The organism is Nitrospira sp. BLG_1 (genome assembly GCF_047338595.1).
Taxonomy (GTDB): Bacteria; Nitrospirota; Nitrospiria; order Nitrospirales; family Nitrospiraceae; genus Nitrospira_D.
The window spans coordinates 1-26598 of sequence record NZ_JBLFBO010000036.1 but is presented as its reverse complement, the minus strand read 5'-3'; the positions used below and the strand labels follow the sequence as shown (position 1 = coordinate 26598).

Below are 26598 nucleotides of genomic sequence, written 5' to 3'. Positions count from 1 at the left end.
GTGAACACCAGCGATGCACAACTTATTCCATGAACTTCAGAGTCAGGACACTAGCTCAGCATAGAGGCCGGACGGTGGGCGATTGAGCTTACCGGTACCGGTGAGATGGTGCCCACCGAAGGGGGCCAACACAACGGTTATCGCCCGTTTTCATCAAGACTTCGGATCAGCACGGCGCGGCCGTGACGATCGAACCAGGATTGAATCTGATCACCCACGTGGGCTGGTCGGTCAATCCTGGTGTTCTCATCGTGCGGAATCCGGAGTTCTCTTCCCTGGCGATCACGAATCAGGTACGCGGCACCTTCCACGGCTTGGACTTGCCCAACTATAGATGAAGATGAGGAAGACAGTTCTCCAGAGGGGAACTCTAGGCGTTTTTGTTCACCCAGCGTTCCAGACACGATCCCGAGTCCAAGATACTCCTGCGACAACTGCTCCTGCGAGACAGTCTGGGCACAGCCGGTTGCCAGGATCAGCAAGACTGGGATCCACACGGCATGTCGGTAAGTTGTGCGTGTCGGCATCATCGGTATGCCTCCACAGATAAAAGGGGTGAGAGTTGGGGCAAGTAAGGATCACTGTGCATTGTGTCGTCACTATTTCATAGAGGGATGGAATGCTCAAGGAAGAGAGGGAAATGGTACGGTTGAATTGGACGTGCAGTGGCCTCAGCTACTATCACGCGTGAGTATCACGACGAGATGGATGTTGACGGCGAAGTTTGCTGGGAAGCTTAAGCAGCTTTGGCGGGGCGCCAGCGGAGGCCGACGTTGAGGAGTTCTTGCAGCAATTCGGTGTAGGTGTAGCCAGTCTCTTTGGCCGAATCGGCGAAGTCTTCGTCTTCTGCGATTTGGGGGTTGGGATTGGCTTCCAGCACGTACAGCTGTCCCTCAGCGTCCATCCGCATATCGATCCGCGCGTAGCCGCTTAGGTCGAGTGCGCGATAGACGCGTTTCGCCAGATCCTGGATGTCTTCGGCTTTGCCCTCCGGCAGGTTGTCCGCTTCTCGTGATGTGATGCCGTACTTCTGTTGATATTTCCGGCTCCATTTCACCCGCTCGGTCGCGATACGTTTAGCGTCATCCGGCAACTTATCCATGATGAGCTCCCACACCGGCAGCGCTTGGAGATGTCCGTTGCCGATGATGCCCACGTACAGCTCACGACCTTCGATATAGCGCTCCACCAAGGCCCCACTTCCCACACTGTTATGGATGAATGCGACACGCTCACTCAGTTTGTCGTCGTCCTCCACAATCGAAGCTTGGGAAATTCCCAGCGAAGCTTCTTCCGTCACTGACTTGACGATCAACGGAAAGGCAAGCTGCTTCGGCCTTTTAGTGGCCCGTCCCTGTGGGACTTCCATGAAGTCAGGGTAGGGAATACGATGGAAGGCCAGGACCTTTTTAGTCAGGACCTTGTCTCGTGCCAACATCAGCCCACGGGGGTTACAGCCGGTGTAGGGTATGTGCAAGAGTTCAAGATACGAGACCACGTGTTGGTCGTAGACTGCTACGCCGTCGAACTCTTCCAATAAGTTGAAGGCGATATCCGGCTTCCACCGATCGATCGCTGAATGAATCACGCTGAGATCACTTTTGACCCCGAGTGGATGGACGTCATGACCCAGTTTCTTCAGGGTCGAGACGACGTCATATTCCGTTCGCCAGGCCACCGACGTGAGATCATGCCCAGTCACCTGCTCAGGCGGGACGAGGTCTTCATGCATGAGGACGAGCACGCGCAGTCGTTTCATAGGGCCACCCGATGCCGTCCACTTCGCAGAAAGTTCATGGTGTGAACCGTCAGTAAAATCGTAAAATCCAGCTTGGCCTGTTCTTCCGCCATGGGAACGCGAAGGTTCAGCTCTCGACAGCGGTGGATCATGTCCTCCAGTACCTGATCGATGGTGTATTGATACTCACCGGTCCAGCTCGCAACTTTTTTCCGGACCTCTCGCCGGAACCGATTCAGAAAGGTGGCGGCGCTCATCTTGTTGGCATGATTCGGTAAGGTGGAGAAGAGTCGTTTGAGGTCGGGGTCATATTGGAGGTGGCGATCGACTCCATAATGCCTTCGTTTGCGTTCATAATGTTCCCTCAGGGTCTTCTTCAGTGTCGGCAATGCGTCGACTTCTTCTTGTGTGGTGACACAGGGTGGCGTGTCGGCGAGCTCTTTCATGAGTCCATCAACATACCGAAGTTTTTTCACGACTGGCCATCCTCGATAGCGCTCCTCCCAGAGCGAGTCCGGCGTCAACCAGACGGCAAAGGTCTCGGCGAAGTCTTCGTCGGGGTGGCTTTGTGCGTACCACAAATCCAGGTGACGAACGAAACTGCGGCTGTAAGGCCGTGGGGAGTAATAGAGCGGATACCGCTGCGAGGATTTTCCGAACATATCCTGCCTGGTCTTCCGGCGGCGGATCTTGTAGGCGTTCTCGATGGCGTGGCCGGCTTCATGGCGGAGAATTCGCAAGCACCATTCGGTGGTTCCGCCTTCCACTTCCAACATCTGAGTTTGTTCAAGTTTTGCCAATCGCGGATGAGCGAGGTAAAAGGGAACGGCAATGCCGGGCACTCCGTCGGGAGTAAACCACTCATTGGACAGCCAAAAGTGGGGACGGAATCGGAGTCCACGGAGTTCCAGTTCTCGAGTCAACTCTGCAATCGGTTGTTCGACAAAACTGCCCTTCAGTCCGATGTGCAAATCGCACATGGGTAGATCCAAGAGTGCATCGTCGGCCCATGACGACCACGGGGTTTCGTCCTGGCCGCTGACCGGAGTCTTGAGTATGTCGGATACTGTGCGGTCCATACGAAAGGCTTTCCATCCGCCTACGCTGAAAACCACAGCTGCCGATCTTTTGCAGTAGTCTGCGACGGAGCATAGATCAAGCTGTGGGGCTCCACTATGGCCTGTCGGCAGAGTGCACGAAAAACTATAGCGGTAAGGCGGTAGGCTGCCGGTGATCGTCTGATAGGTATCTGAAGAAGCGTAAAAGGAGGAAGAAATTGTCCGACGCTGTACTAGTTTGAACCACGGTCACCGGTGACGGAACTGTTGTTTTCCGGAAAACTGCGGGAGCCGAGCCACTAATGTCGGTATGGAGTTCCAGATGTGATCGATGACCGACTCCACATACTCTCGGGCCTCCACGATATCCCGTTCCCAATTCGGGAGGGCTTCATGGAGGTCAAGGACCGGTTCGTCCTTGCCGAAGGCAACTTGATTAAAGAGAGGCACAGTCAGTCCGAACTTGCTCTGCACGAACTCGCGATGGCCCAGACCCATAGCAATGATGAAGTCACTCCGTTGGATCAACTCCCGTGTCAGTGCTCGGGGAGTATGTGTGGATGGATCGGTGCCTTTAAGGCGCAGCCGGTTGAGGATGACAGGATGAACCTTCTGAGGCTTGGCCTCGATACCCGCCGATTCGACATGATAGGCAGGTGGTTGGTCCTGCTGGGCGCGCAACGCGTATTCAGCGGCCATACTTCGGAAGACATTGCCGGTACAGACAAAAAGAATCGATCGGGCCATAGATGATTCATCCACCTTTCCCTGAGCTGGGGAGTCGACAGTGCGACAATGGGGCCGCTACAATCGGGCTATGAGTCATTCACCGAGTCCAACAACTCTCCCTAAACTAGACGAAGCGACAGAGAAGATGCAAACACGCCTCTGTCGAGCAGTCGGACAGGCCATTGCGGACTATCGCCTCATCGAGGAAGGCGACAAAGTGATGGTGTGTCTGTCTGGCGGGAAAGACAGTTATGGTTTGTTGGATATCTTGCTCGTCTTGCAACAACGGGCGCCGATCCGGTTTGAGCTTGTTGCGGTCAATTTGGATCAACGACAACCAGGATTTCCGGAAGCGGTGCTTCCACAATATCTCACCAGCCGGGGAATTCCGTTCCATATTGAGGCGCGCGATACCTACTCAGTCGTTAAGCGCCTGATTCCCGAAGGGGAGACGACCTGCTCACTCTGCTCCCGCCTGCGACGAGGCCATCTCTATCGCATCGCTGGTGAGCTTGGCGCCACGAAAATTGCGTTAGGTCATCACCGTGACGACATTATCGAAACCTTGTTTTTGAATCTGTTTTATACCGGCAAACTCAAGGCTATGCCCCCGAAGCTGCGGTCGAAAGACGGCCAGCATCTCGTCATTCGCCCATTGGCCTTCGTCAAAGAGGTGGACCTCGCGCGCTACGCGGAGTTGAGAGGCTTCCCCATCATTCCCTGCGACCTTTGCGGTTCTCAAGAGGATTTGAAACGCAAGAAGGTTAAAGGCTTTCTGCAGGAGTGGGAACGGATCTCTCCTGGCTGCTCCGACAGCATCGCCGCAGCGTTGAGCAATGTGGCTCCATCGCTTCTGCTGGATCAGCGCCTCTTCGATTTCAGGTCGCTGGCATCCATGAATAGCGTTCAACCCGATGGAGCCGAGGGTGATGTGTGGTTGGACCAAGAGCCGGAACCGCATCACAATCTCGAGGGGACTCTTTTGTTACCGTGAGGCCTGGCTGAGCAGGGTCAATGAAACGCGCGTTGGTGTGTGGAGGTAAGATTCGCAAGACGGTTGTGGAGTGCTCCAAGGTCATCAAGCAGTTCAATCCCCGTATTCTCTAAAAGATGCTCCATCGCACAGGCGCCTTTGCCGCCCACTGCCACCTGCCAGCGTTGAGAGAGTGCCCGTAATTCATGAAGCAAGTGCTCTCCCTCTTCGTCTGATTTGGACTCCGTTAAGGACAATAGAACCAGGTCAGGATGTACGCGATCGCACAAGGTTTCCAAATCCGTCAGGGGAAGATTAGGTCCGAGGTAATAGACATGACATCCGCGTGAGGCGGCAAGGTAGGTGACGGCTTGAGCGCCGATTTCGTGATACTCGCCTGTGGGGCAGGCAATGACCACGCGTGGGCCGAAGTCATTGGCAGGTAGCTGATTCATCACCGCAAAGAGTTTCTGCTGGATGATCTTCGTCACGTAATGTTCCACGGCGATATTGACCCGTCCTTCATGCCACAGTTCTCCCACCCGTCGCTGTAAGGGGAGAAGAATGCGCTGCACGGCTTCTTCGAAAGGGATCACGGCAATCGCCGCATTTAGTTGCAGTTCAAACCGACTTTTATCAAGCGGATCAAGTCTGGAGATCAGTTCGTCGAGCAACGAACTATGGGGAGCAAGCTCCTGCTGTTTCGGGATTGAGCTTGCCCGCATCCGTTGAAGTAACGAATCTCTCCCTTCCATCGCAAGTCCCCCGATTGTCTGACCGCGATCCAACTCCTCTTTTAGAAAACGGAAGAGAGAGACGTCCTCATCACTGTATTCCCGATAGCGATTAGCACTTCGTGAAGGTTTGACAAGACTATATCTACGTTCCCACACCCGAATCACATCCTTTGAGAGTCCTGTCAGTTTCGCAACTCTATGAATTCTATGTTTATTCATACGTTCCAAAAGCTTAGACTATTGTCCAATGTCTGTCAAATATTTTTTTACTATAACGCTTGACACATAGGACATATTAGCTTATAGATTAGACATACATGAGTCATACATTGGACATTAGAAGGAGGGAGGGCATCATGATCATCACCAGTCAGGACATGAGCAGGAGAATCGACGAACTCCACGAGTCTCCCCCTACGTCTTGCTGCATCTGTACTAGATGCGGCGGCCTTTTAGTGAACGAACTCTCTATTGATCTCTGGAGCTGCACAAACGAGCTGGAACATGGCGCAAGGCGCTGTGTGCAGTGTGGGGATGTCATTGACGCTGTCATATTGAGGAATCGCCGGATCCAGCTCGTATCGGGCTCGCTTTCATCAACGGCAACACCAGCTTATTCATTGGGGCCTCAAGCCGCAGCATAAAGGACTATCGCTGGTCCATCGAGATAACCAAGGAGGGTGCACATGCGGAGGCAAACAATCACTCAATTGGCTGTAGGGTTGGTAGTCACGGTAGGGGTCATCACCGTTACGGCAGCAGCAGACTTATCCGAGTTGGGTAAGGACATGGTGCTCATCCCCAAGGGGGAATTCACCATGGGAAGTAACGAGCATGCTGACGAAACAAAGCATCAGGTCGTACTCGATCCCTATTGGATCGACAAATATGAAGCCTCCAATGCTCGTTATAAGGAGTTCATGAAGGCCACCAGTCATCCCGCACCGGCCTATTGGGATGACCCGCGTCTAAGCAAGCCCAATCAGCCGGTCGTCGGAGTGAGCTGGACCGATGCGAACGCCTTCTGCAAGTGGGAGGGAAAGCGCTTACCCACCGAGGCTGAATGGGAGCGAGCGGCCAAAGGCCCCGAAGGGGACAATCACTACCCCTGGGGTCACAAGCTGGATCCGAAGAAGGCCAACTATGGACAGAACGTGGGCCGAACGATGCCGGTCGATTCGTACCCCGAAGGCGTAAGCGGGTTCGGGGTCTATAACATGGCTGGCAATGTCTTTGAGTGGGTCGAGGATTGGTACGACCCCTCCTACTATCAGCAGAGCCTTGCACTGAATCCAAAAGGTGCCGATCAGGGCTACAACTACGCGAACCAGGGACCAGTCAAGGTACTGCGGGGTGGCTCATGGCTTGCCCCAGAAACTTCACTCCATACGAGCCACCGATTCTGGAATCAGCCGGACAACAACTCCTACGGGGTCGGCCTGGGATTCCGATGCGCGAAATCCGCAGCGAGCGTATCTGCCGAAGCCATCCAATCGGGACGTGACGCGTTCATCCAGGCCCTCGTCGCGATGGGGGCTGAAAAGAATGCCGAGGCCTTGGCCGCGATCGAGAAGGCGTTGGCCGAGGACCCGAACAACAAGGAATATCTGGCGACACGTGATTTGCTCAAGAAAAGCATGAAGAGAAAAAAATAGTCTTATAATCCGCTGGCAGAACGCAGGGTAGCGTTCTCGTCCGGCGAATCGATGTCAGTGGAGGATACGATGCGGATAGCTAATACAATTATGGGTTTCCTGCTGATGATGGGCTTCATGGCGTCGACTGCTACCGCACAAGCAGAGGATTCCTTGATCCCGGCCAATATGGTGTACATCGGATATGTCCCATCGGTGATGGGGCTCGACAAGGAAGCACCGGTAACATCCGGGAATGCTTCCGCCGGATATCAGCAACGCAATAGGACGCCTGCGAGCACGTTTAATGATGAAGGTCCGGCTCACGTGGTGTTTCTGGACCCGTACCTCATTGATAAGTACGAAGTCTCGAACCAGAACTATAGGGACTTCCTCAGGTCGACGGGTTATCCCGCCCCTGCCTATTGGGATGATCCGCGCCTTAATCGCCCCGAACAGCCTGTAGTCGGAGTTAGTTGGTACGACGCAAAGACCTACTGTGAGTACTTAAGCAAGCGACTTCCGACAGAAGCCGAGTGGGAGAAGGCAGCGAGAGGGCCACATGGGAACATCTATCCCTGGGGCAACGACTTTGATCCGGCCAAAGCCAATTTTGGCAAAAATCAGCAGGCGACCATGCCGGTCGATTCCCATTCTGATGGGGTCAGCTACTATGGCCTCCACAACATGGCCGGGAACGTATTCGAGTGGGTCTCAGATTGGTACGACCCTAAGTTTTACGGCCGGCTGGAACCGATGGTGAATCCCACGGGACCAGCAAAGCCCGCGTGGATTGGGGGCACAGGGACCTATGTCGACTTCCTGACACTCGGAGAAAAGCGAGTCATCCGTGGTGGCTCGTGGATCGTCCCTGAAACCACACTGAGGGCCACCCATCGATTCTGGAATCACCCTAGCAACAATAGCTATGGCGTCGGGCTGGGATTTCGCTGTGCCAAGACTGCTTCGCCCGAAATCGAACTGCAAATCAAACAGGCCCATACCATGGCCCTGGTAGAGATGGGCCGAGAAAACAATGCGGAAGCTCGACAGGCGATAGCCCGAGGCTTGGCCCTTGATCCGAAAGATGCCGACCTGCTGGAACTACGATCGCTGATTGAACAGGCAAAGAAACCTTGAAGGGCCGATCGTAGTTACTCGTAACGGAGGCGCAAATGAGACCGTACACTTTATCTTTATCTCTTCTTGGCATTTCCCTCAGTTCGCTACTCCTGGCCGCAGGAATCCAGGCCGGTCCTCTTGAGTCGGTCGATCGCCCGCACCAAGAGAGCCTGAAGGCCGTGCACGACGCCGAACATGAAGTGGACCATGCGTGGGAGGTCTATCACCGAGCAGCCCTGGGTGGGACCGTGGCCTCGCCGAAACTGCAGGCCGAGATCGAGGAGCATCTGCACCAGGCACGCACGCTCATCACCCAGGCCCAAGAGGCAGCCGACCAGGGCGACAAACGCCAGGTGGAGGCGCTCGTCAAGCAAGTCCACATCCATACGACCCACGCCATTGAGGGGAGCAAGGAGTCGAAGCAATGATGATCACGTTGTGGCACCACGCAACTCGATTCTCTCGCATGACCCTGGCTGTGGCTGCCGTTGTGGCCCTCACCCCATGGTTCTCTCTGGACGCGATGGCCGCAGCGAAGGAGCTCGACCCCGTGCCGATGGTCACCATCCCAGCCGGGGAGTTCTTGATGGGCTCTCCCGAGGGACAAGGACGGGTCGATGAGCGTCCACAGCGAGCCGTGTATCTTGATGCGTTTGTCATCGACCAAGTCGAAGTGACGAATGAGCGCTATATGGCCTTTGTGAAAGCCACCGGCCATCGCACGCCGCCCAATCCGTACGGGACTGGTCCCCTCAGCTCTGTTACTGGCATCGAACATCTGCCTGTGGTCCAGACCACCTGGTACGACGCCAAAGCCTATTGTACGTGGGCGAAGAAGCGCCTGCCGACGGAAGCGGAATGGGAGAAGGCGGCGCGGGGGACCGACGGCCGTCTCTATCCCTGGGGGAATGAACCACCCACGACGAAACGGGCGAACTTTGATCGGGAGTGGGAGGATGAGAAGACCCTGCACCCGGTGGGCTCCATGCCCGACGGCGACTCGCCCTATGGCGTCAAGGACATGGCCGGCAATGTTCGGGAGTGGGTGTCTGACTGGTATGACGCGGAGTATTACAAGGACGCGCCCAAGAGCAATCCGTCGGGACCGGACAAGAAGGGCGTGGTACGGTCGATCCGCGGCGGGTCTTGGCATAGCCCAGCATCAGATATCACGACCACCGCGCGCGGGCGGGGGGGCTTTGCCCTCCAGACCCACGGCACCGGGTTTCGCTGCGCCCGGAGTTTCGACAATGGGCCTTCCCATTAACCAGGAGTTTGCGATGTTGCTGTGTGGAATTAGATGCAGAGCTCCAGGCGACCGGGGGCCGGTACCTTGTGTGGCTCAGGTGATGCTGAACTCCGCACGGCGTCGCCCACTGAGGCAGACAGGCTTCTGTGTGAGAAGGGGCCTGTCTCCTCGGCGAGAGCCCGTGTTGTATCACATGTCATCAGCCCCCTACGTGGAGTTTTTCATAAAGAGGATCACATGATTACCACCATGTTCTGGGCCATGGCGCTGCTAGCCATGAGCTGTGCGATAGGGAGTGTCAGCACGAGACAGCAGGTTGCAAAATTTTCTCAACGCCGGGAGAGGAGATAGCAAGTGAGGAAAACGATGATCGGAGCGCTCATCCTGGTGATCGTAGAGGGGCTCACACTAGTTGCACAATCGGCCCAGTCTCAGCAACTTATGCCGTTGGATCCAGTTCCGGCCACCTATGTAGACAAACATATGCCTGTCGGTTGGTGGACGGATCCGAAGATCATTAAGGAGGGGAAAGACATCTATTTTGGTGATGCCCATCCACTTGTTGCCTGTCACTCATGCCATGGTCAGGATGGACAGCCGGTAGGCAGTGGAGGAGGACTTCGAGACCAGAAAAATACTAGCCGGTTCTCAGACAGCTACTGGTATTGGCGAGTAGCGGAAGGCATTCCCAAAACGCCAATGGTGCCCTGGAAAGCGCTCCTTTCCGAAGAGCAGATCTGGAAGGTGATTGCGTTTATCCATACGTTCTCGCATAAGGGGAAACCCTCGCAACATTCCGACTATAGGCCGGAGGTGCCACCGAAGAAGGTCATCGTCAAGGACAAGGCTCCGATGGTGCTTGTGCCGGCTGGGGAATTCACTATGGGGAGCAACGAAGGACGTGACGATGAAAAACCCGTGCACCGAATTTATCTCGATGCGTACTACATAGATAAGTACGAAGTGACGATCGGGCAGTATGGGGAGTTCCTCGAGGCCAACAGCTTTGACCCTCCGCCGTTATGGACAACGATGGCCCAGCCGCCCTATGAGAACCGACCAGTCGTGAATGTCGATTGGAAGGATGCAAACAATTATTGCCAGTGGGCCGGCAAGCGGCTGCCGACAGAAGCCGAATGGGAGAAGGCGGCACGGGGGACAGATGGGCGGATCTATCCCTGGGGCAACGATCCACCCGATCCGCTCCGAGCCAATTTTGGGAAGGACAGGGCGACGTGGAACAACCACGAGGCGCTTGTGCCGGTGGGGCAGTTGAAAGCCGGCAGGAGCCCCTACGGTGTCGATGATCTCGCGGGCAATGTTTGGGAGTGGGTGAACGACTGGTATGACCCAGACTATTATGCGGCGAGCCCATCTCAAAACCCACAGGGGCCGAGCAGTGGCAAATTCAAAGTGATCCGTGGCGGCTCGTGGGACCTCGCCCCCGAGAACCTACGCTCTGCGCGCCGGGACCTCAACACTCCCTCGACCACCGACTACGACTCGCCGGCGTACCGGAATTTTAACAGCGGGTTCAGGTGTGCGAAGAATCAGTAGTCTTTAGAACCTGGCTCTGCCATCGCTGTCCTGGTGCGTCGCAATATGGGATGAAGATTTTCCATACCAGGCCAGACTCGCCGAGCCAGGGAAGGAGGCATCATGGCAGGCAAATTACGGCAGCATCTACGCGTGTCCGGCGGGGAGCATGTGCATTCCAGAACCGAGTTCTGTGTCAGTTGCCACTCCCAAACCTACCCCTATGAGGAGCTGAAAAAGTCGTCGCACTATGGTGCGCTCGGGGCCGATCTGGGCTGTAAAGATTGTCACGTCCCCCAATGGTTAGAGAACTTCCAGCTGGCTCTCTGGACTCACACCTATGACGGAATACCGGCTCTGCTTGCGGAGATGAAGTATGGTGCTGAGGGATACAAGAGAGCCAAAAAAAGAAGGCTAACATCCTCTGTCAACCTCTTCTGATCTACCGTGATAGTGCGGTGGCCGAACCTGTTGGGTGGTTTCAGAAAGTGTCGGCTCACGTTTTTATGCAAAGGAGGAAGGAAATGACACAACAGAACACACGACGTGCGGTAGTGCTGACGGCCGTGATGGCTATGGTCCTCACCGCGACGCTGCCTCTCCAGCCGATATTCGGAGAAGGAGGCGCACGACGGGATAACGTGCGTCAAGAACAAACCATCAAAGATGCCATCAAGCACGCGACGGAAGCAGTGCATCACGGCAAACAGGGTCATGCCGAAAAGCTTGTGACCGCTGCCGAAGCCTCGCTGGAGCTGGCTTTGAAGGGAGGTAAGGCTCCGCATGTGGCAGAAGCGATTGCTAAACTAAAAGACGCGATTGATCATGGTAAGGCCGGTCACGCTGATATGGCCACGAATCTTACTGAAAGTGCGGTCACTCATCTCTCCCAAGTCAAGTAACGGATGAACCTTTGTTGCGCAGCCTACTTTGTCAGAGCTGGTAGGTAATCACAATTCTGTTTGCTTTGGCTGTGAAATTCCGAGCAATGAGTCATTCATATCATGAAAATGTATAGTCGCTGACTCAATTGCCTGCGCATTTGATGAAATGTAGTCGCGAATTCTAAGCCTCAAAGCTGTCGCTTCTGTGCATGCAAAGCGACAGGTGGTAAGCTGAAAACTTTGTAACATCATGATTTGTAAAGAAATTGTATACCAACCCGTAGCTGCACCAAGAGTTGTTCAATGTTTGTCATTTGTTTTTGAAATAACACTTGACAACACTGGACGGAATATTTTATACATTAGACGTCAGGTGGACAAACAGTGGACGTTAAGAATGTATGGGTTATCGTTTTCACCTCTCCAGGAAAGACCTGGTGACATCTCACAGAAGGGGGCGATTATGCGGAGTCAAGCAATCACTCAATTGGTAGTAGGTCTGGCGATTACAACTGGGATCATTTCAGTCGCAATGGCGGCTGACCCTCCCGGCGGTGACAAGGATATGGTGCTCATCCCCAAGGGTGAGTTCACAATGGGAAGCGGCGAACATTCGGATGAAGCCAAACATCAGGTTGTGCTGGATGCTTATCTCATCGACAAGTATGAAACTTCTAATGGCCGATACAAAGAGTTTATGAAGGCCACGAGTCATCCTGCCCCCGCCTATTGGGACGATCCTCGCCTCAGTAAGTCGAATCAGCCGGTGGTCGGGGTTAGTTGGACCGATGCGAACGCCTTCTGCAAATGGGACGGGAAGCGCCTGCCTACGGAGGCGGAGTGGGAACGAGCGGCAAAAGGCCCAGACGGGGATAATCACTATCCATGGGGGCACAAGCTGGATCCCAAGAAAGCCAATTATGGGCAAAACGTGGGCCGTACGATGCCGGTCGATTCGTATCCGGAAGGTGTGAGCGGATTTGGAGTGTACAACATGGCCGGTAACGTCTTCGAATGGGTCGAAGACTGGTATGACCTGACCTATTACAAGGAAAGTCCGGCCCTCAATCCGCGCGGCGCTGAGAAGGGCTATAACTTCGCCAACCAGGGACCGGTGAAGGTGCTCCGGGGTGGGTCGTGGCTGGCGCCGGAAACCTCCCTCCATACGAGCCATCGATTCTGGAATCAGCCGGACAACAACTCCTATGGGGTCGGACTGGGATTTCGCTGTGCCAAGTCGGCAGTGGGAACCTCCGACGAAGCCGTGCAATCAGGCCGGGAGGCATTCATCCAGGCACTCGTGGCGATGGGGGCGGAAAAGAATGTCGAGGCATTAGTTGCCATTGAGAAGGCGTTGGTCTTGGATCCCGGGAATCAGGAGTATCTGGCAACCCGTGAATTGATCAATAAGAGTATGAAAAAGAAGTAGTCGATGGACCAAGGAGGGAGGCATTCACCGCTCCCCCCCCCCCCCCCGATTACAGCGAGAGTGAGGGAGGTCTCAAGTGAATACATCTGACACCATGAGTTCAAGTCAATTGACTGCGAACTCGGTGGCAACTCCCAGAGCCTCCCTCATCCTCCTTACAGGAGCCAGCGGCTACATCGGTGGACGTCTCCTGCCTGCTTTGGAACAACAGGGCTACCGGTTGAGATGTCTAGCTAGACATCCGGAGATTCTCAAGCCGAAGGTTGGGGCTTCTACAGAAGTCATCGCCGGGGATGTTCTCGATCGAGCGAGTCTTGACATCGCATTGCACGGAGTCGACGTGGCCTATTACATGGTCCACTCCATGAGGTCCACCGGGTCATTCGAGGATACGGACCGCATGGCAGCCAAAAATTTCAGCGAAGCAGCAAAAGTTGCGGGTGTCAAGGCCCTCATCTATGTCGGTGGCCTTGGGCGAGACGACGAGCAACTCTCAGTTCACCTGCGCAGTCGGCATGAAGTCGGCGATATCTTGAGGCAGTCAGGCCTGCCGGTTTGTGAGTTTCGCGCATCCGCTGTCATAGGATCCGGCAGTGCTTCGTTTGAGCTGATTCGCGGACTGGTCGAGCGTCTACCGGTGATGCTCACACCAAAGTGGATCGAGGAAAAAGCGCAGCCAATCGCCATCGATGACCTGCTGGACTACCTGGTGGAAGCGCTTCGGATTCCAACCTCCCGATATCAGACCTATGAAGTCGGCGGTGCCGACCAATTGTCCTACGCGGACATGATGCGTGCGTACGGTCGGCAACGTGGACTTAGGCCTCTCATCATCCCGGTTCCAGTCCTGACGCCTTGGCTTTCTGCGCTTTGGCTCGGACTGGTCACGCCGCTCTATGCCCGCATCGGGCGAGCAATCATCGAGAGCATCGTCCACGTCACGGTGGTGCGGGGCCATGCGGCACGGACGACCTTTTCTGTACGGCCGATAGGAGTCGATGAGGCGATCCGCCGAGCCATCGCCCATGAAGAGAAGCATTTCTCAGCTACGCGTTGGTCGGATGCCATTTCCTCTTCGGGGAGGCCACCATCGTGGGGAGGTGTTCGGTTTGGCACACGGATTGTCGATTCGCGGACCATGACTGTTCAAGCACCTGCACCAGTGGTTTTCAGGTGTATTGAAAGGCTTGGTGGGGACCATGGTTGGTACGCCTGGAACTGGCTATGGCGTCTACGTGGCTTCATCGACCTGCTTCAAGGCGGGGTTGGAATGAGGCGGGGGCGGCCTTTGTCCACGAATCTCCGTGTCGGCGACACGGTGGACTCCTTCCGCGTTGAAGCCATTGAGCCCAGTCGTCGCTTACGGCTCAAGTCCGAGATGAACTTGCCCGGACGGGCTTGGCTGGAGTTTGAGGTGACAGAGATCAGCTCTGTCACACAAATCCGACAGACGGCGATCTTTGATCCCGTGGGACTGAAAGGGCAACTTTACTGGTACTCCCTCTACGTCCCGCATGAGTTTGTATTCAACGGGATGCTACGCGGAATCGCACAAGCCTCCTTGCATGAAGTCGGTATTCTCGATCACCGCCACCTTCAGTCTAGGATCGGACGTTCGCAGGGATGTCCAAGTGATACTCCGTCAGCGAATGATGCCGGATCATCCGGAACTCTGAACCGAATTTCCATCAACCCTATATGCAAGAAGACTTCTATAGTAACCACCAAGCTGATGCTCCTTCTGGGAATCCCGCTCATGGCACTGCTGGCAGTATCGTCTCTGCAGGCGGGTCCTATCGACGTCCCAGGTCACCCTCAGCAAAAAGCGGTTCAACTGGTTCACGAAGCGGAACACGAGGTGGACCATGCGTGGGAGGTGTATCACAGGGCGGCCCTAGAGGGGACGGTAGCATCGCCGAAACTGCAGAGCAAGATCGAAGAGCACCTGCACCAGGCGCGCACGCTCATCACCCAGGCACACGAAGCGGCCGACCATGGCGACCAACGCCAGGTGGAGGCGCTCATCAAGCAAGTCCACATTCATACGGCCCACGCCATCGAGGGGAGCAAGGAGTCGAAGCAATGACGACAGCTTCATGGTATCACTCGATTCCAACATCTCGAAGAATGATAGCAGTGGTGGCGACCTTGGCCATTATGCAAGGGATGACTTTTGAAGCACGATCTGCGTCGACAGAGGTAGACAGTGTTCCAATGGTCTCGATCCCAGCGGGTGAATTCCTAATGGGCTCTCCGGAGGGAAAAGGACGTGACGATGAACGGCCGCAGCGAACCGTGTATCTGGATGCGTTTGGCATCGACCAAGTCGAAGTCACGAATGCACGCTATATGGCCTTTGTGAAAGCCACTGGGCATCGCACGCCGCCCAATCCGTACGGCACCGGCCCCCTCGTCTCCCTCACCGGCATTGAACACCTGCCGGTGGTGCAGACGACCTGGTATGACGCCAAGGCCTATTGTACATGGGCCAAAAAGCGATTGCCGAGCGAGGCGGAGTGGGAAAAGGCGGCGCGGGGGACCGACGGACGAATGTATCCGTGGGGGAATGAACCTCCTACGGCGAGGCACGCGAACTTTGATCGGGAGTGGGACGATGAGCGCACCTTGCATGCCGTCGGTTCACTGCCTGACGGGGATTCTCCCTATGGGGTGAAGGATATGGCCGGTAATGCCCGAGAGTGGGTCTCGGACTGGTATGACGTGGACTATTACAAGGATGCGCCTCCAGGCAATCCGCCGGGGCCGGACAAGAAGGGCGTGGTGCGGTCGATCCGTGGTGGGTCCTGGCATAGCACGCCGTCCGATATCAGGACGACTGCGCGTGGGCGGGGCGGATTTGCTCTCCAGACCCATGGCACCGGATTTCGCTGTGCCCGCAGTCTCGAAAAACTGCTGCACCAGTGATCAGGAGGATGCAATGCTGCTGCGAGAGATTGGACAAAAAGCTACAGACTACCGGACGCCGGTTCCGTGTTTTGCTCAGGTGACGCTGAACTCCGCACGGCGTCGCCCGCTGAGGCAGACAGGTCCCCTCGTGATCGAGGGGCCTGTCTCCTTGGCGAACTGGGAGCTTTGTCATAGACAGTTTCCAGCATTGATGGTTGAAAGGAGAGCATCATGGATATGAGCATCGTCTTTTTGTTTGCAATGGGGTTTCTGACCTGTGCCCTGGTGGCCAGGCTCTTTCAGACTGTGAGCGTGGCTTTGGCACGGTGGGGTAAAGGCAGACCGTCCACTCGGAAGTAAGAAATGGCCGATTGTCTCGTCGTCTGTGTCGGGGATTCCCATGGCGATGACCGGGAAACCAAACAAGGCGTCGGTCCTCCCTGATCCGAAAAAGCGCGACGCGTGCGCGCGATGTGGAGGACTGATGGTCATGGCGCACATTGACGATTTGCAGGGCCACGCAGGTGAGGTTATCTTCAGGGGGTTCCGGTGCACCAATTGCGGAGAATTTATCGATCAGATGGTGCTGGCGAATCGGCTGAAACCTGCACCTCAGCCACTCGAAGGGCCGAAACAACGGAAGTTTGCACGACAGGTGAGTCACAACAAGCCGGCTACAGAGAAATAAGATGACCGGGGATCGAATTGGGAACAGCCATGTCTGAGATATCGACGGTGTTGAGTGAGGGTATTGTCGAAGGATAAACCTATGAAGATCGTCATTACTGGAGGCACAGGATTCATTGGTCGAGCGTTGTGCGCCACCCTTATCCAGGGAGGCCACAGGGTTGTCGTTTTAACCAGGCAACTAGGACAGATCCATCATCGACCAGAATTGCCGGTTCAAGCAGTCGAATGGAACGCGCGGGACTCCGGCCCCTGGGAACAGGTTCTGGAAGGAGCGGACGCGGTCATCAACCTCGCCGGTACACCGATCGCCGACGCACGCTGGACGGATGTGCGGAAGCAACTCATCATCGATAGTCGAATCCTCACCACCCGTTTACTGGTAAGAGCGCTTTCACGCTGGTCGTCCAAACCCGCAACGTTTATCAGCGCGTCCGGCATCGGGTATTACGGCGCAGCTGATGATCGCCGGTTGGATGAAGGCGCGGCGCGCGGCAATGGTTTCTTGGCCGATCTGTGCCTCGGGTGGGAGTCAGAGGCGCTGCGGGCTGCAGAGTTCGGGGCGCGGGTCGTCACGCTCCGCACTGGAATGGTGCTGGAACAAGACGGCGGGGCCTTGCCCAAGATGCTGTTACCATTTCGGTTCTTTGCCGGCGGTCCCATTATGCCGGGGAATCAGTGGGTCTCCTGGATCCACCGCCGCGATCATATTGGCCTGATCCAGTGGGCACTCAGCACACCGACGGTTTCTGGCCCGATCAATGCTGTGGCTCCAGAACCCGTGACGATGAGGACGTTCTGTGAGGTTCTTGGGCGGGTGCTTCACCGACCGTCATGGCTTCCCGTTCCAAGAGTTGTTTTGAATGCACTCCTTGGTGAGTTGGGTACACTGATGACCACCGGCCAGCGGGTGATTCCTGCCAAAGCCATGGCGGGAGGGTATCGTTTCCAATATCCAACGTTGGAGCAGGCATTGCGGGATGTGCTCATGAGATCGGCAGCATAATAAATAGGAGGTACGCGTATGCGAATCCCAAGCATTTGTATCACGTTAGGGTTGGTGATAGGCCTTCTCGTACCCGGTGCAGCCATGGCCGACCAACATACGAGCCAGGCTCATCATGGGTACAAAGACGATGCAAAACTTCCTCACGGTGTCATCGGCATTTCCCTCCAGGTAGGGGCAGAGCGGATCGGCGATCCAGCCATCCTGTATGTCGGCATGGTTCATCCTGAGGGACCAGCTCAGCAGGCGGGCCTCGGCCATGGGGATGAAGTCGTGAGTGTTGATGGAACCGCGGTGAAGGGAAAACGGTATGAGGAAGTCGTCGGGATGATTCGAGGAGAGCCAGGAACCTCGGTGAAAGTCGGCGTGAAGGGAGAAAACGGTCTTCGTGAGCTGTCGATCACGCGTGTGGCCGGCGACAAGCTGCCGAAAGGACCAACCGGATCGCATGGCAGTCCAGCGCGATGACTATTGATGGAATAGGACAGGCTCATGCGTGGAATTGTCTGGTTCAGAAGAGATCTTCGCCTCGCTGATCAACCGGCGTTGGCCGTGGCCTGTGAGGAATGCGACGAGGTCATTCCGCTGTTTGTCTTCGATGAGCCGTTGTTGCGGTCCCATGAGTTTGGATCAGCCTGTGTGAACTTCATGTTGGGATGTTTGGAGGAACTCCAGGCATCCCTCGGGGCGATCGGACTGCCTCTGCAGTGGCGGCGCGGGTCCCAAGTGGACGAGGTCTTTCGAGCGGCTCTTGAGTGGGAAGCCGATGTGGTGTATTGGAACCGAGATTGCGAGCCTCGTGCGCTCGTGCGAGATCTGGCGGTGCAGGAACGGTTGGCTCAGGAAGGCATTGCTGCCAAGACCTTCAAAGACCATGTGGTGTTTGAGGCAGCGGAAGTGCACGGTGCCACCGGAGAACCGATGCAGCGCTATAGCGCCTATCGTGCTCGCTGGTGGGCCAAGTGGCATTCCGTCAAACCGACAGCCCATGCCGTCCCAGATGCCTCAACGACTAGAAGAAAAGCTGTCAGATTATCAGCTGTCCCGCTCCCGGCAGCCAATGAACTGGGCTATGAGCACCTGGTCCCATGGATTGCACCGGGGGAGTGTTGTGCCCGAGAGCAATTACGTTGGTTCGTCGAAGGCCCCATCCATCGGTATACCGATGGTCGGAATCGTCCCGCAATCGACGGGAGTGCAAAGTTGTCCCCGCACTTTCGATTCGGGACACTTTCCCCAAAGGAAGCGGTGCAGATCGCTCTGAAAAGCCTGTCCGGCAAAGGACCGGTCTCTCGGACGGATGTCCTGACCTGGATCGATGAACTGATCTGGCGTGAGTTCTTTCACCAGGTCCTAGCGGCATTTCCGCATGTGGTCGACGGGCCCTTTCGCCAGACGGTCGTGCCACCGTCACGGGACCCTGGCCCAGAGCGGGACGTCTTGTTCCAGGCTTGGTGCGGCGGTCGGACGGGGTATCCAATTGTGGATGCCGGGATGCGGCAACTCAATCAGACAGGGTGGATGCACAACCGTGTCCGCATGATCGTGGCGTCCTTTCTGATCAAGGACCTTCGGATCGACTGGCAGAGCGGTGAGCAGTACTTTATGTGCCACCTGCTCGACGCGGATGTGGCGGCCAACAATGGGAATTGGCAGTGGTGTGCGTCGACCGGAACCGATAGCATGCCGGGCTATCGGATTTTCAACCCAGCGCTTCAGAGCAAGAAGTTCGACCCCGATGGGGTCTATATCCGCCGCTATGTTCCTGAACTCGCCCATGTATCGGCGAAGAGAATTCATGAGCCGCATCTCATGACCGCAGATGAGCAGGTTCTGGCTGGATGTCGAATCGGGACAGACTATCCTGTTCCGGTGGTGGATCATCAACTTGCGCGTCAGGAATATCTCAATCTTGGGAAGCCAGAGGCAGCGAGATGACGGCGTCCCCGATTCGCCTTGGAATCAGTCGGTGTCTGCTCGGAGATGAGGTTCGCTTCGATGGAGGCCACAAGCAGGACCACTTCTTAACAGAGGTCTTGGGTCAGTATGTCGAGTGGGTACCGGTCTGTCCTGAAGTAGAGGCGGGATTGGGGACCCCGAGAGAAGCCATGCGGCTGGTGGGCAATCCACGGCATCCCCGACTGCTGACGATCACGAGTAAGCACGATCACACTCCTGCCATGGAGGCTATGATTGAGGAGCGTCTCAACTCCCTTGGCAAATTGAACCTCTCAGGGTTTGTCTTCAAGAAAGGCTCTCCCAGTTGCGGACTTGAGCGAGTACGCGTGTATACGGTCCAAGGGATGCCAAGCCACAGTGGATCCGGCATGTTTGCCCATGCGTTTCGAGATACATTTCCCCTTATTCCTGTCGAAGAGGAGGGCCGACTCAGCGACCCGTCACTTCGTGAGAACTTCATTGAGCGGGTGTTTTGCTATCGTCGGCTGCAAGACCTGTTGCACGATGGGTTCAACAGACAGGAGCTGATTCGCTTTCACACGATCCACAAGTATTTGCTGTTATCCCATAGCCCACAACACTACAACACGATGGGACAGTTGGTCGCTCAGGCAGAACGGTATCGCCCGAAGGATCTGACGGTGAAGTACGCCGAGCTTTTTATGAAGACGTTGTCGGTGCGAACGACAGTGAGCAAACACGTCAATGTTTTGCAACATGTCCTGGGTCATTTCAAGAAGCGATTGGACTCGCGTGAAAAGACCGAGCTGTTGGGCGTAGTCAGTGACTATCATCATGGGCTGACGCCCTTGATTGTTCCGTTAACCTTGATCAAGCACTATGTCCATATATTCGACATGAGCTACATCCGTGACCAGGTGTATCTCAATCCACACCCCAAGGAACTGATGTTGCGGAATCATGTGTAGAAAGGGACTCCCATGCCGCATGTTGTCATCGAAGCAGCCGGAGATCTTCAGGCGTTGTATCAGAATTTCACCCCGATTCTTCAGCGGACGGGAGGTGAGATACTCAAGATTCAAGAGTTCTACCTGTCCAGAAGCGGCAAAGAGGCGTTATTGGAGGCGGTCGCAATCGATCAAGGGACCGCAAGCAATTTCTTTGTCCAGCTGAAGTTGCACGAGAACGCCATCACGGTTCGATTGCTGCCCGCCACGGATCCTGAGAAGACCCCGGCAGTCAAGAAAGTGATGGCTCTTGTGGCGAGGTTTATCCGAACGGTGTACCCCGAGAGTCGCTATGGGAAGACCAATCTCCAGGAATACTTGGCCTCAATAGATTCCGTGTGAGCGTGGTACGCACCTCCGCGTTGGGTTGGGGGAACCCTTGTTCCTTTTTCTGATGGGGGTGAGATCTCACGCACCTACGAGGCAGAGGAGAATGTATGAAATCATGGAAAGTCGCGTGGCTATGCGTCGTCAGCTTTGGGATCAGTAGTGCAGGGTTGTCCACCGCTCTCGCGGAAGAGGGCTTGTTTGGCACGCCAAAAGGAACGGAGGGAACCAGGATTTTCAAAGCCACTGAGCACCCTTCCTACAGCGGCAAGTTCAGGCTTAAGGGTGGTGCCCCATTCTTGATCGGCAGCATGAAGGATCAATCTCCCTGGGACCATCTCGATTTTGCCGGCAAGCATCTCACTCCGGTACAGGGCGCGATTGAGATTGAGGTCAATGAGGTACTGAATAGTGGCCGAGTGATTGCGCAGTTCTCGGAAGAATCGGATCACTATCGGATTGTGTTTGACCGGTTCGCCGGGAAACAGCCCTTCCATGATGGTGGAATTGCCACGCGGGTCTATGAGCACGGCGATTCGAACAACGGCGATCCGCTCTATCCCAAAACCTGGTTGTACTTGGCAGGTTGGGGAACCGCCACCGTCTTCAAGAATGATGAGGTGCTCTATCAGGACTATGACGCGCACTTTATGGTGATGGAGCGTTCCCGGGATCCTGACACCCATCAGGTTCAGTATCCTGTGAAACGCATGCTCCCGGGAGGTGAGACCGATCCAGCGGGAATGGAAATTGATCTGTGGGTCCGTTCCAAAGAGCAGAACCCCAAGAATTTTCCACCCTATGAGACTTTTCTCCATCTCTGTTGGGAAGAAGTCACATGGCGTTGAGCGTCCACAAAGACAAGATAGCGCCTGTTACTCTATTGGTGGGGATTAGTTGCGCCTAGAAATGGTGATGTGAATGTTTAGTAAAGAATTGGTCAGTTGTTACACAATTGTACGGCCACGAACCGCCGTGCGTATAAGTCAAAGGAGACGAAACTCATGAGTGATTCGATGAAGGGGGTTGTCCTGGTAGGTCATGGCGGCATTCCCAAGGATTGCCCGCAAGAACTGGTGACGAAGTTAAAACGGCTAGAAGGTCAACGGCGCGCGGCGAAAGAGCCTCCGTCTCAGGAAGAACTCGAGTTGGACCAGAAGATCCGTCGTTGGCCACGAACGAAAGCCACCGATCCCTACCAATCGGGGCTGGAGGCCGTGGGGGCTACGCTGCGCGCACATCTGAATGGTGTCTTGTTTGCCACGGCCTACAACGAATTCTGTGCACCGACATTGGAAGAAGCCGTGGAGGATTTGGTCAAACAAGGCGCGACATCCATCACCGTGCTGACGACGATGTTCACGCCGGGCGGCTCTCATTCGGAGGTCGAGATACCAGAGATCTTGGACCACTTGCGACCGTTGTATCCCACTGTCGAATTGCGCTACGCCTGGCCGTTCGATTTGCAGCTGATCGCGAAGACCCTATCAGAACAGTTACGGAGCTGGTCGTGACATTGCCTTCGACGATAAGGTAGGGAAAACCTGACTGTCTGGCACACGTCCTGCCCAGAGCGTCTCAAGAGGTGAAATAACCCACCATGCCTTCAACTCCCAATGTACTTATTATCGGCGCCGGGCTTGCCGGATTGGCCTGTGCGCGTCGTCTGACGAACGCGGGCTTCAGGTGCACGGTTCTTGAAGCGTCCGACGGCATCGGGGGGCGTGTCCGCACGGATCGTGTCGAGGGCTTTCAGCTCGATCGCGGATTTCAGGTCTTTCTTGCCGGATATCCGGAAGCACGCGCAACGCTAGACTATCCCACATTGGAGCTCAGGCCGTTTCATGCTGGAGCCCTCATTCGCCACGACGGACGTTTTCACGTGATGAGCGATCCCTTTCGCAGGCCACAAGACCTTCCACAAATGTTGCGCAGTCCGATCGGTTCGTTTGCCGACAAGTTCAGGATGCTGCGTATGCGACGAGACACCTTGCAGCAGCGTCTCTGCTCTGTGATGAGAAATCCTATAAGGCCGACTCACGATGTGTTTCAGACCTATGCCTTTTCGGACGCGATAGTGAGGCATTTCTTTCGACCGTTTCTCAGCGGCGTGTTCTTGGAGACGGAATTGAACACGCCTTGTTGGATTTTCGAAGTGGTCTGGGCTGCGTTCTGCCGAGGAGTCACCGCCCTACCACGAGATGGTATGGGCGCGATCGCACAACAACTTGCGGCTACGTTGGCTCCAGGGACAGTCCGTTTGAACAAAGCTGTTCAACGGATTCAGGGCTCGAGCGTGGTGTTGGAATCCGGAGAATCGCTCACGGTCGATGTCCTGGTGGTGGCGACCGATGATGCGACCGCCGCCCGCTTGCGTGGTGAAGACAAACCAATCGCTCCAGCCCGTGGCTCAGTGACCGTCTACTTCGATGCGTCAGCTGCTCCGCAACGCGGCCCCTGGCTGATGGTAAATGGGGATGGTGATGGGTTGGTCAGGACCGTCTGTGTCCTCAGTGAAGCGGCGCCTTCGTACGCGCCGGCTGGGCGGGCCTTGATCTCGGTGACGGCGAGTGAACAGATCGATCTGTATGGTGATATTTCGCAAGCAGTACGACGACAGCTGGAATCTTGGTTTGGTTCCCAAGTGAACGAGTGGCGCCATCTGCGAACTGACCGCATCCAGCGTGCGCTGCCCCCACTCGACGCGCTTCCACCTGGGAACCGTACCACCTCACCGCGTTTGGCTGCGGGGCTGTATCTTTGCGGAGATTACCGGGAAAGCGGGACGCTCGATGGGGCTTTGGCGTCGGGACGGAAAGCAGCTGAGACAATACTGGCTGATTACGTCTAGTTGTGACGTAATCCGGTGGTACTCCCTTGCTGTATGAGTTCGCGAGTCCGACATCTCGTGGACCCTAACCCAAAGGCTTGAGCAATTCCTCAACGCCCACAGGCGATTGTCATGAGCGCGGTAGTGGCCGTACCAGAGGCCGACGCAGCCAATTGGCCTGTGGCTCCAGTGGTGCGTCCTGCTGCCCCTGAACCCATGTGGTCGGTATACCATGTCGTTTTGACTGGTTGGCTTTTTCGGTTCTGACAATCATATTCCCGTACGGTGAGTTTTGAGAGGGCTGAGATGCCGCCTTCCGTTTGAGTCGTTCTATAGTCGAATAGATCTGACATCATGACGGTCTCGTCCGCTTTCCGAATACTGCCGTGATCCGCATAATAGATGTAGGTCTCCGTCTCTCCGATCTTGGTCCACTCCGCTGCAGCGCTTGGTGAGGAACCGGATGGTGTTTCACCTCCTGTGCAGGCCGCCATCAGTCCACCACTCAGCACTGCCAGCATCAATAGTCGTTGCATGTTACCCTCCACCATCTGGACGTAACGTCGATAGGACTGTACGACAGGCCACTTTCATTTCCGCATCATCGTCGCTGCCCGGAATTACGCGAGACCACTCCCGGGTGGCCGGCGCTGCGTAGAGGACTCGGCCTTGTGCCAAGCCTTGCGGGTAGTACCGGACGTGGAGCGGCCGGCTTCTTCGTTGCTCACAATGATATTGGCGTTTGATCTTTAATGATTTGTAGGGACCTCGAGGGATTGTTCGCTCTACCCGAAAGTCCCGAAGCGTCCAGAGGGTGACCGTCGGTCCCCACACCCCAATGCTCGTCATATTCACATAGCGGTCATATTTGTGGGTTCCCCCGACTCGCACCCACTGATCCGCCGCCAGGCTGACAGCTGGGGCCTGATAGAGAAAGAGCCCGAGACCAAGACCGATCATGAGATGTAGCCGATTCATCACCTTCCGTCATTTCTTGTTCGGCACGGAACGTTAGCTTGCCGCCAAGGCTTTCTCCACATCGGTCAGAATGGCAGGCGACAAGGGATTCATGTCGGGGTCATACTTCCCGATGACGTTGCCTGAGCGATCAACCAGGTATTTCTGGAAGTTCCACGTCACACGGCCGGGGAACGCACTCTGCTCGGTTAAGTACCGATAGAGGGGATGTTTATCTTTGCCGACCACGCTGAGTTTTGAGAAGAGAGGGAAACTGACACTGTATTTGGTATAGCAGAATCCCTTAATTTCTTGATTCGTGCCTGGCTCTTGCTGCCCAAAATCATTCGCCGGAAATGCCAGAACCTCGAACCCCCGTTCCTGATATCGCTCATACATCTCCTGGAGGCCGGCGTACTGCGGCGTGTTTCCGCACATGCTCGCGGTATTCACAATGAGCAGCACCTTGCCTTTGAATGTATTGAGGTCGACAGGACGGCCGTCAATGTCAGGGAGGCGAAATCCATACAAAGGGGCCGCTGCGACATCAGTACGTGAGAAAGCAGTGGATCGTTTCTCGTTTGCGTAGGTGTTCGAGGTTGAAAATGCAATGAACTCCAGTCCGAGTAGTGCAACTCCTGAGAGGGCCAAGAGAGTTCTTGAGTAGATCGGCATGATGAGCACTCCTTTCTATGGCATCCAGAGGCTTAACTGGGTATAAGGATATAAGACATGTCCATAGTTTGCAATATAATAGTTGACAAACTATGGACATTCTGGTAGTGATATAACCGACACTTCTTCATGTAGGAGGCGGCTGAATGAAAGAAGAGGCTTCTTGCTCATGCATAAGTGACCTTGCAATGGAGTTCGATCTAGTCCGTTGCTGCACCGACAAGGTTGCAAGAGTCCAAGTAGCATGATGCCAAGCGCGATAACCGATTCCGCACGACAGGGTGAAAATGGTCACGAGCCAAGTTTATGAGCATGAAGAATTCTTCATGAAGTTCTAATCCGACCTTCATCTTGTGAGGAGTATGCTTCTTCAGTAGGGTGAGAGGAGGTGAACATCGATGATGACGACGATCTTCATTGCAATTGTTGCCCTAAGCATTATCACGGCGATCACATATAGAACGACTGTGTGTCTTGTCCCGATCAAGCTCAAACGGTTAACAAAATCGAGAAAATTGTTTGCCGGGCTCCTGGTTCTTCCAGTGATGTTACCCGGCCTCGCTGGTGCGCATGGCAATGTGAGTCTCGAGGACGATGTTTGCGTTCAACGGGTCGGGGGAAATCTTGTTCATTTCAACGCCTATCAACCGCAACATGCCGCTAAGGCACAATACTGCACAGACATCCCGGCTGAAGGCGACACGTTTCTGGTCGTGGATCTCGTCGACCCGGTCTTGCGTCATCTTCCGATAGGAGTGCGGGTGATCAAAGGGATGAGTGAGGCCTCGGAGGAAGAGACCGTTGCCTACTGGCCGCCCATGACCCATCCGGACGGAGTTCTTCGCGGAGAGGCCAAGCTGGCTAAGGGCTTGTATCGGTTAATCATTACACCAGAGGGCTTCAGTCCATCGTCCTATCTGTTGCGAGTCCAACAGATCGACTACGCGAATATGGCAAGAACGGCGATTGGACCGTTGACCATCCTTCTGCTGCTCATCGTGATCGGCTATGAGGTCTCAAAATCAACGCGATTCAGAAACTGGTGGGTCTCCAGTCGTGCCTGAAATAGTCTGCGGAGAAGTGTGTCTAACAAGGAGGTCGCATTATGGCAGCATCAAGTGAGCGGGGGTATGACGTTTCGCAGTGGTACGATTCGAAGCCGGTGAAGATCGGCTGGTTTGCGATGTTGGCGA

At 55.3% G+C, this 26598-nt stretch carries 30 protein-coding genes; 22 read left to right on the top strand and 8 right to left on the bottom strand.

The genetic code is table 11. The features are described 5' to 3' along the window. Positions 1–137 precede the first annotated feature (137 nt). The 4 genes from ACMTNU_RS16775 to ACMTNU_RS16760 all read right to left on the bottom strand — a co-directional run bounded on the left by ACMTNU_RS16775 (position 138) and on the right by ACMTNU_RS16760 (position 3543). Complete coding sequence (locus ACMTNU_RS16775; RefSeq protein WP_413936451.1) at positions 138–530, bottom strand: hypothetical protein; 393 nt, start codon at positions 528–530, stop codon at positions 138–140. Positions 531–736: 206 nt separating this feature from the next. Beyond that, positions 737–1759 (bottom strand): ATP-grasp domain-containing protein, encoded by a 1023-nt coding sequence (locus ACMTNU_RS16770; protein WP_413936450.1) that lies wholly within the window; start codon positions 1757–1759, stop codon positions 737–739. Next, positions 1756–2817 carry a hypothetical protein gene (locus tag ACMTNU_RS16765; protein WP_413936449.1) on the bottom strand — a complete coding sequence of 354 codons (1062 nt, stop codon included), beginning with the start codon at positions 2815–2817 and terminating at the stop codon, positions 1756–1758. The genes ACMTNU_RS16770 and ACMTNU_RS16765 overlap by 4 nt, the downstream gene beginning before the upstream one ends. A gap of 228 nt (positions 2818–3045) precedes the next feature. Further along, positions 3046–3543: a low molecular weight phosphatase family protein gene (locus tag ACMTNU_RS16760; RefSeq protein ID WP_413936448.1), complete on the bottom strand. Its 498-nt coding sequence runs from the start codon at positions 3541–3543 to the stop codon at positions 3046–3048. Between the two features lie 70 nt (positions 3544–3613). Here ACMTNU_RS16760 and ttcA point away from each other — a divergent pair, with 70 nt between their 5' ends. After that, positions 3614–4519: a tRNA 2-thiocytidine(32) synthetase TtcA gene (ttcA, locus tag ACMTNU_RS16755; protein WP_413936452.1), complete on the top strand. Its 906-nt coding sequence runs from the start codon at positions 3614–3616 to the stop codon at positions 4517–4519. Positions 4520–4536: 17 nt separating this feature from the next. Here the strand turns inward: ttcA and ACMTNU_RS16750 are convergent, their stop codons facing one another. After that, entirely contained in the window at positions 4537–5454 is a 918-nt protein-coding gene (locus ACMTNU_RS16750; protein WP_413936447.1) for a MerR family transcriptional regulator, read from the bottom strand. Between the two features lie 467 nt (positions 5455–5921). Between ACMTNU_RS16750 and ACMTNU_RS16745 the strand changes: the two genes are divergently transcribed. The 20 genes from ACMTNU_RS16745 to ACMTNU_RS16650 all read left to right on the top strand — a co-directional run bounded on the left by ACMTNU_RS16745 (position 5922) and on the right by ACMTNU_RS16650 (position 23794). Further along, positions 5922–6890 carry a formylglycine-generating enzyme family protein gene (locus ACMTNU_RS16745; protein WP_413936446.1) on the top strand — a complete coding sequence of 323 codons (969 nt, stop codon included), beginning with the start codon at positions 5922–5924 and terminating at the stop codon, positions 6888–6890. A gap of 69 nt (positions 6891–6959) precedes the next feature. Continuing rightward, entirely contained in the window at positions 6960–8009 is a 1050-nt protein-coding gene (locus tag ACMTNU_RS16740; RefSeq protein WP_413936445.1) for a formylglycine-generating enzyme family protein, read from the top strand. A 35-nt stretch (positions 8010–8044) separates the two neighbouring features. Beyond that, positions 8045–8419, top strand: coding sequence for a hypothetical protein (locus tag ACMTNU_RS16735; RefSeq protein WP_413936444.1), 375 nt, complete (start codon positions 8045–8047; stop codon positions 8417–8419). Beyond that, positions 8416–9258 carry a formylglycine-generating enzyme family protein gene (locus ACMTNU_RS16730; RefSeq protein ID WP_413936443.1) on the top strand — a complete coding sequence of 281 codons (843 nt, stop codon included), beginning with the start codon at positions 8416–8418 and terminating at the stop codon, positions 9256–9258. Before ACMTNU_RS16735 ends, ACMTNU_RS16730 begins: the two co-directional genes overlap by 4 nt. Before the next feature lie 336 nt (positions 9259–9594). Further along, complete coding sequence (locus ACMTNU_RS16725) at positions 9595–10797, top strand: SUMF1/EgtB/PvdO family nonheme iron enzyme (protein WP_413936442.1); 1203 nt, start codon at positions 9595–9597, stop codon at positions 10795–10797. A 102-nt stretch (positions 10798–10899) separates the two neighbouring features. Next, a complete protein-coding gene (locus tag ACMTNU_RS16720; RefSeq protein ID WP_413936441.1) occupies positions 10900–11217 on the top strand; it encodes a NapC/NirT family cytochrome c in 318 nt (105 codons plus the stop codon). Between the two features lie 83 nt (positions 11218–11300). Continuing rightward, a complete protein-coding gene (gene smbP, locus ACMTNU_RS16715; protein WP_413936440.1) occupies positions 11301–11678 on the top strand; it encodes a small metal-binding protein SmbP in 378 nt (125 codons plus the stop codon). 445 nt (positions 11679–12123) lie between these two features. Then, on the top strand, positions 12124–13089 hold the full coding sequence (locus tag ACMTNU_RS16710) for a formylglycine-generating enzyme family protein (RefSeq protein WP_413936439.1): 966 nt from the start codon (positions 12124–12126) through the stop codon (positions 13087–13089). Between the two features lie 76 nt (positions 13090–13165). Beyond that, complete coding sequence (locus ACMTNU_RS16705) at positions 13166–15175, top strand: SDR family oxidoreductase (RefSeq protein WP_413936438.1); 2010 nt, start codon at positions 13166–13168, stop codon at positions 15173–15175. Further along, positions 15172–16014 carry a formylglycine-generating enzyme family protein gene (locus ACMTNU_RS16700; protein ID WP_413936437.1) on the top strand — a complete coding sequence of 281 codons (843 nt, stop codon included), beginning with the start codon at positions 15172–15174 and terminating at the stop codon, positions 16012–16014. The genes ACMTNU_RS16705 and ACMTNU_RS16700 overlap by 4 nt, the downstream gene beginning before the upstream one ends. Before the next feature lie 213 nt (positions 16015–16227). Beyond that, positions 16228–16356 carry a hypothetical protein gene (locus tag ACMTNU_RS16695; protein WP_413936436.1) on the top strand — a complete coding sequence of 43 codons (129 nt, stop codon included), beginning with the start codon at positions 16228–16230 and terminating at the stop codon, positions 16354–16356. Positions 16357–16396: 40 nt separating this feature from the next. Continuing rightward, positions 16397–16684 (top strand): hypothetical protein, encoded by a 288-nt coding sequence (locus ACMTNU_RS16690; protein WP_413936435.1) that lies wholly within the window; start codon positions 16397–16399, stop codon positions 16682–16684. A gap of 81 nt (positions 16685–16765) precedes the next feature. Next, complete coding sequence (locus ACMTNU_RS16685; protein WP_413936434.1) at positions 16766–17689, top strand: TIGR01777 family oxidoreductase; 924 nt, start codon at positions 16766–16768, stop codon at positions 17687–17689. Positions 17690–17707: 18 nt separating this feature from the next. Next, positions 17708–18157, top strand: a complete 450-nt coding sequence (locus ACMTNU_RS16680; protein WP_413936433.1) for a PDZ domain-containing protein — start codon at positions 17708–17710, stop codon at positions 18155–18157. Positions 18158–18181: 24 nt separating this feature from the next. Then, positions 18182–19627, top strand: a complete 1446-nt coding sequence (locus tag ACMTNU_RS16675; protein WP_413936432.1) for a cryptochrome/photolyase family protein — start codon at positions 18182–18184, stop codon at positions 19625–19627. After that, a complete protein-coding gene (locus ACMTNU_RS16670; protein ID WP_413936431.1) occupies positions 19624–20577 on the top strand; it encodes a YbgA family protein in 954 nt (317 codons plus the stop codon). Before ACMTNU_RS16675 ends, ACMTNU_RS16670 begins: the two co-directional genes overlap by 4 nt. Positions 20578–20589: 12 nt before the next feature. Beyond that, positions 20590–20958: a hypothetical protein gene (locus ACMTNU_RS16665; protein ID WP_413936430.1), complete on the top strand. Its 369-nt coding sequence runs from the start codon at positions 20590–20592 to the stop codon at positions 20956–20958. Between the two features lie 95 nt (positions 20959–21053). Further along, the gene (locus tag ACMTNU_RS16660; RefSeq protein WP_413936429.1) at positions 21054–21791 is read left to right on the top strand and encodes a hypothetical protein; all 738 of its coding nucleotides are present in this window, start codon (positions 21054–21056) and stop codon (positions 21789–21791) included. Between the two features lie 156 nt (positions 21792–21947). Beyond that, complete coding sequence (locus ACMTNU_RS16655) at positions 21948–22457, top strand: sirohydrochlorin chelatase (RefSeq protein ID WP_413936428.1); 510 nt, start codon at positions 21948–21950, stop codon at positions 22455–22457. 86 nt (positions 22458–22543) lie between these two features. After that, positions 22544–23794 (top strand): protoporphyrinogen/coproporphyrinogen oxidase, encoded by a 1251-nt coding sequence (locus ACMTNU_RS16650; protein WP_413936427.1) that lies wholly within the window; start codon positions 22544–22546, stop codon positions 23792–23794. Positions 23795–23883: 89 nt separating this feature from the next. On the opposite strand, the gene ACMTNU_RS16645 is transcribed toward ACMTNU_RS16650, so the two are convergent. Genes ACMTNU_RS16645 through ACMTNU_RS16635 form a run of 3 tightly spaced genes read right to left on the bottom strand, consistent with a single transcriptional unit; the run spans position 23884 to position 25405 of the window. After that, positions 23884–24309, bottom strand: a complete 426-nt coding sequence (locus ACMTNU_RS16645) for a surface-adhesin E family protein (protein WP_413936426.1) — start codon at positions 24307–24309, stop codon at positions 23884–23886. A gap of 1 nt (position 24310) precedes the next feature. Continuing rightward, entirely contained in the window at positions 24311–24751 is a 441-nt protein-coding gene (locus ACMTNU_RS16640) for a surface-adhesin E family protein (protein ID WP_413936425.1), read from the bottom strand. A 33-nt stretch (positions 24752–24784) separates the two neighbouring features. Next, positions 24785–25405, bottom strand: a complete 621-nt coding sequence (locus tag ACMTNU_RS16635) for a glutathione peroxidase (protein WP_413936424.1) — start codon at positions 25403–25405, stop codon at positions 24785–24787. Positions 25406–25803: 398 nt separating this feature from the next. Between ACMTNU_RS16635 and ACMTNU_RS16630 the strand changes: the two genes are divergently transcribed. Then, positions 25804–26469, top strand: coding sequence for a hypothetical protein (locus tag ACMTNU_RS16630; RefSeq protein ID WP_413936423.1), 666 nt, complete (start codon positions 25804–25806; stop codon positions 26467–26469). The last annotated feature ends 129 nt before the right edge of the window (positions 26470–26598 follow it).

What these genes read in the sequence shown, in the direction of transcription:
- ACMTNU_RS16775 (WP_413936451.1), bottom strand. Translation starts at nt 530, where the DNA reads ATGATGCCGACACGCACAACTTACCGACATGCCGTGTGGATCCCAGTC.
- ACMTNU_RS16770 (WP_413936450.1), bottom strand. Translation starts at nt 1,759, where the DNA reads ATGAAACGACTGCGCGTGCTCGTCCTCATGCATGAAGACCTCGTCCCG.
- ACMTNU_RS16765 (WP_413936449.1), bottom strand. Translation starts at nt 2,817, where the DNA reads ATGGACCGCACAGTATCCGACATACTCAAGACTCCGGTCAGCGGCCAG.
- ACMTNU_RS16760 (WP_413936448.1), bottom strand. Translation starts at nt 3,543, where the DNA reads ATGGCCCGATCGATTCTTTTTGTCTGTACCGGCAATGTCTTCCGAAGT.
- ttcA (WP_413936452.1), top strand. Translation starts at nt 3,614, where the DNA reads ATGAGTCATTCACCGAGTCCAACAACTCTCCCTAAACTAGACGAAGCG.
- ACMTNU_RS16750 (WP_413936447.1), bottom strand. Translation starts at nt 5,454, where the DNA reads ATGAATAAACATAGAATTCATAGAGTTGCGAAACTGACAGGACTCTCA.
- ACMTNU_RS16745 (WP_413936446.1), top strand. Translation starts at nt 5,922, where the DNA reads ATGCGGAGGCAAACAATCACTCAATTGGCTGTAGGGTTGGTAGTCACG.
- ACMTNU_RS16740 (WP_413936445.1), top strand. Translation starts at nt 6,960, where the DNA reads ATGCGGATAGCTAATACAATTATGGGTTTCCTGCTGATGATGGGCTTC.
- ACMTNU_RS16735 (WP_413936444.1), top strand. Translation starts at nt 8,045, where the DNA reads ATGAGACCGTACACTTTATCTTTATCTCTTCTTGGCATTTCCCTCAGT.
- ACMTNU_RS16730 (WP_413936443.1), top strand. Translation starts at nt 8,416, where the DNA reads ATGATGATCACGTTGTGGCACCACGCAACTCGATTCTCTCGCATGACC.
- ACMTNU_RS16720 (WP_413936441.1), top strand. Translation starts at nt 10,900, where the DNA reads ATGGCAGGCAAATTACGGCAGCATCTACGCGTGTCCGGCGGGGAGCAT.
- smbP (WP_413936440.1), top strand. Translation starts at nt 11,301, where the DNA reads ATGACACAACAGAACACACGACGTGCGGTAGTGCTGACGGCCGTGATG.
- ACMTNU_RS16710 (WP_413936439.1), top strand. Translation starts at nt 12,124, where the DNA reads ATGCGGAGTCAAGCAATCACTCAATTGGTAGTAGGTCTGGCGATTACA.
- ACMTNU_RS16700 (WP_413936437.1), top strand. Translation starts at nt 15,172, where the DNA reads ATGACGACAGCTTCATGGTATCACTCGATTCCAACATCTCGAAGAATG.
- ACMTNU_RS16695 (WP_413936436.1), top strand. Translation starts at nt 16,228, where the DNA reads ATGGATATGAGCATCGTCTTTTTGTTTGCAATGGGGTTTCTGACCTGT.
- ACMTNU_RS16690 (WP_413936435.1), top strand. Translation starts at nt 16,397, where the DNA reads ATGGCGATGACCGGGAAACCAAACAAGGCGTCGGTCCTCCCTGATCCG.
- ACMTNU_RS16685 (WP_413936434.1), top strand. Translation starts at nt 16,766, where the DNA reads ATGAAGATCGTCATTACTGGAGGCACAGGATTCATTGGTCGAGCGTTG.
- ACMTNU_RS16680 (WP_413936433.1), top strand. Translation starts at nt 17,708, where the DNA reads ATGCGAATCCCAAGCATTTGTATCACGTTAGGGTTGGTGATAGGCCTT.
- ACMTNU_RS16675 (WP_413936432.1), top strand. Translation starts at nt 18,182, where the DNA reads ATGCGTGGAATTGTCTGGTTCAGAAGAGATCTTCGCCTCGCTGATCAA.
- ACMTNU_RS16670 (WP_413936431.1), top strand. Translation starts at nt 19,624, where the DNA reads ATGACGGCGTCCCCGATTCGCCTTGGAATCAGTCGGTGTCTGCTCGGA.
- ACMTNU_RS16665 (WP_413936430.1), top strand. Translation starts at nt 20,590, where the DNA reads ATGCCGCATGTTGTCATCGAAGCAGCCGGAGATCTTCAGGCGTTGTAT.
- ACMTNU_RS16660 (WP_413936429.1), top strand. Translation starts at nt 21,054, where the DNA reads ATGAAATCATGGAAAGTCGCGTGGCTATGCGTCGTCAGCTTTGGGATC.
- ACMTNU_RS16655 (WP_413936428.1), top strand. Translation starts at nt 21,948, where the DNA reads ATGAGTGATTCGATGAAGGGGGTTGTCCTGGTAGGTCATGGCGGCATT.
- ACMTNU_RS16650 (WP_413936427.1), top strand. Translation starts at nt 22,544, where the DNA reads ATGCCTTCAACTCCCAATGTACTTATTATCGGCGCCGGGCTTGCCGGA.
- ACMTNU_RS16645 (WP_413936426.1), bottom strand. Translation starts at nt 24,309, where the DNA reads ATGCAACGACTATTGATGCTGGCAGTGCTGAGTGGTGGACTGATGGCG.
- ACMTNU_RS16640 (WP_413936425.1), bottom strand. Translation starts at nt 24,751, where the DNA reads ATGAATCGGCTACATCTCATGATCGGTCTTGGTCTCGGGCTCTTTCTC.
- ACMTNU_RS16635 (WP_413936424.1), bottom strand. Translation starts at nt 25,405, where the DNA reads ATGCCGATCTACTCAAGAACTCTCTTGGCCCTCTCAGGAGTTGCACTA.
- ACMTNU_RS16630 (WP_413936423.1), top strand. Translation starts at nt 25,804, where the DNA reads ATGATGACGACGATCTTCATTGCAATTGTTGCCCTAAGCATTATCACG.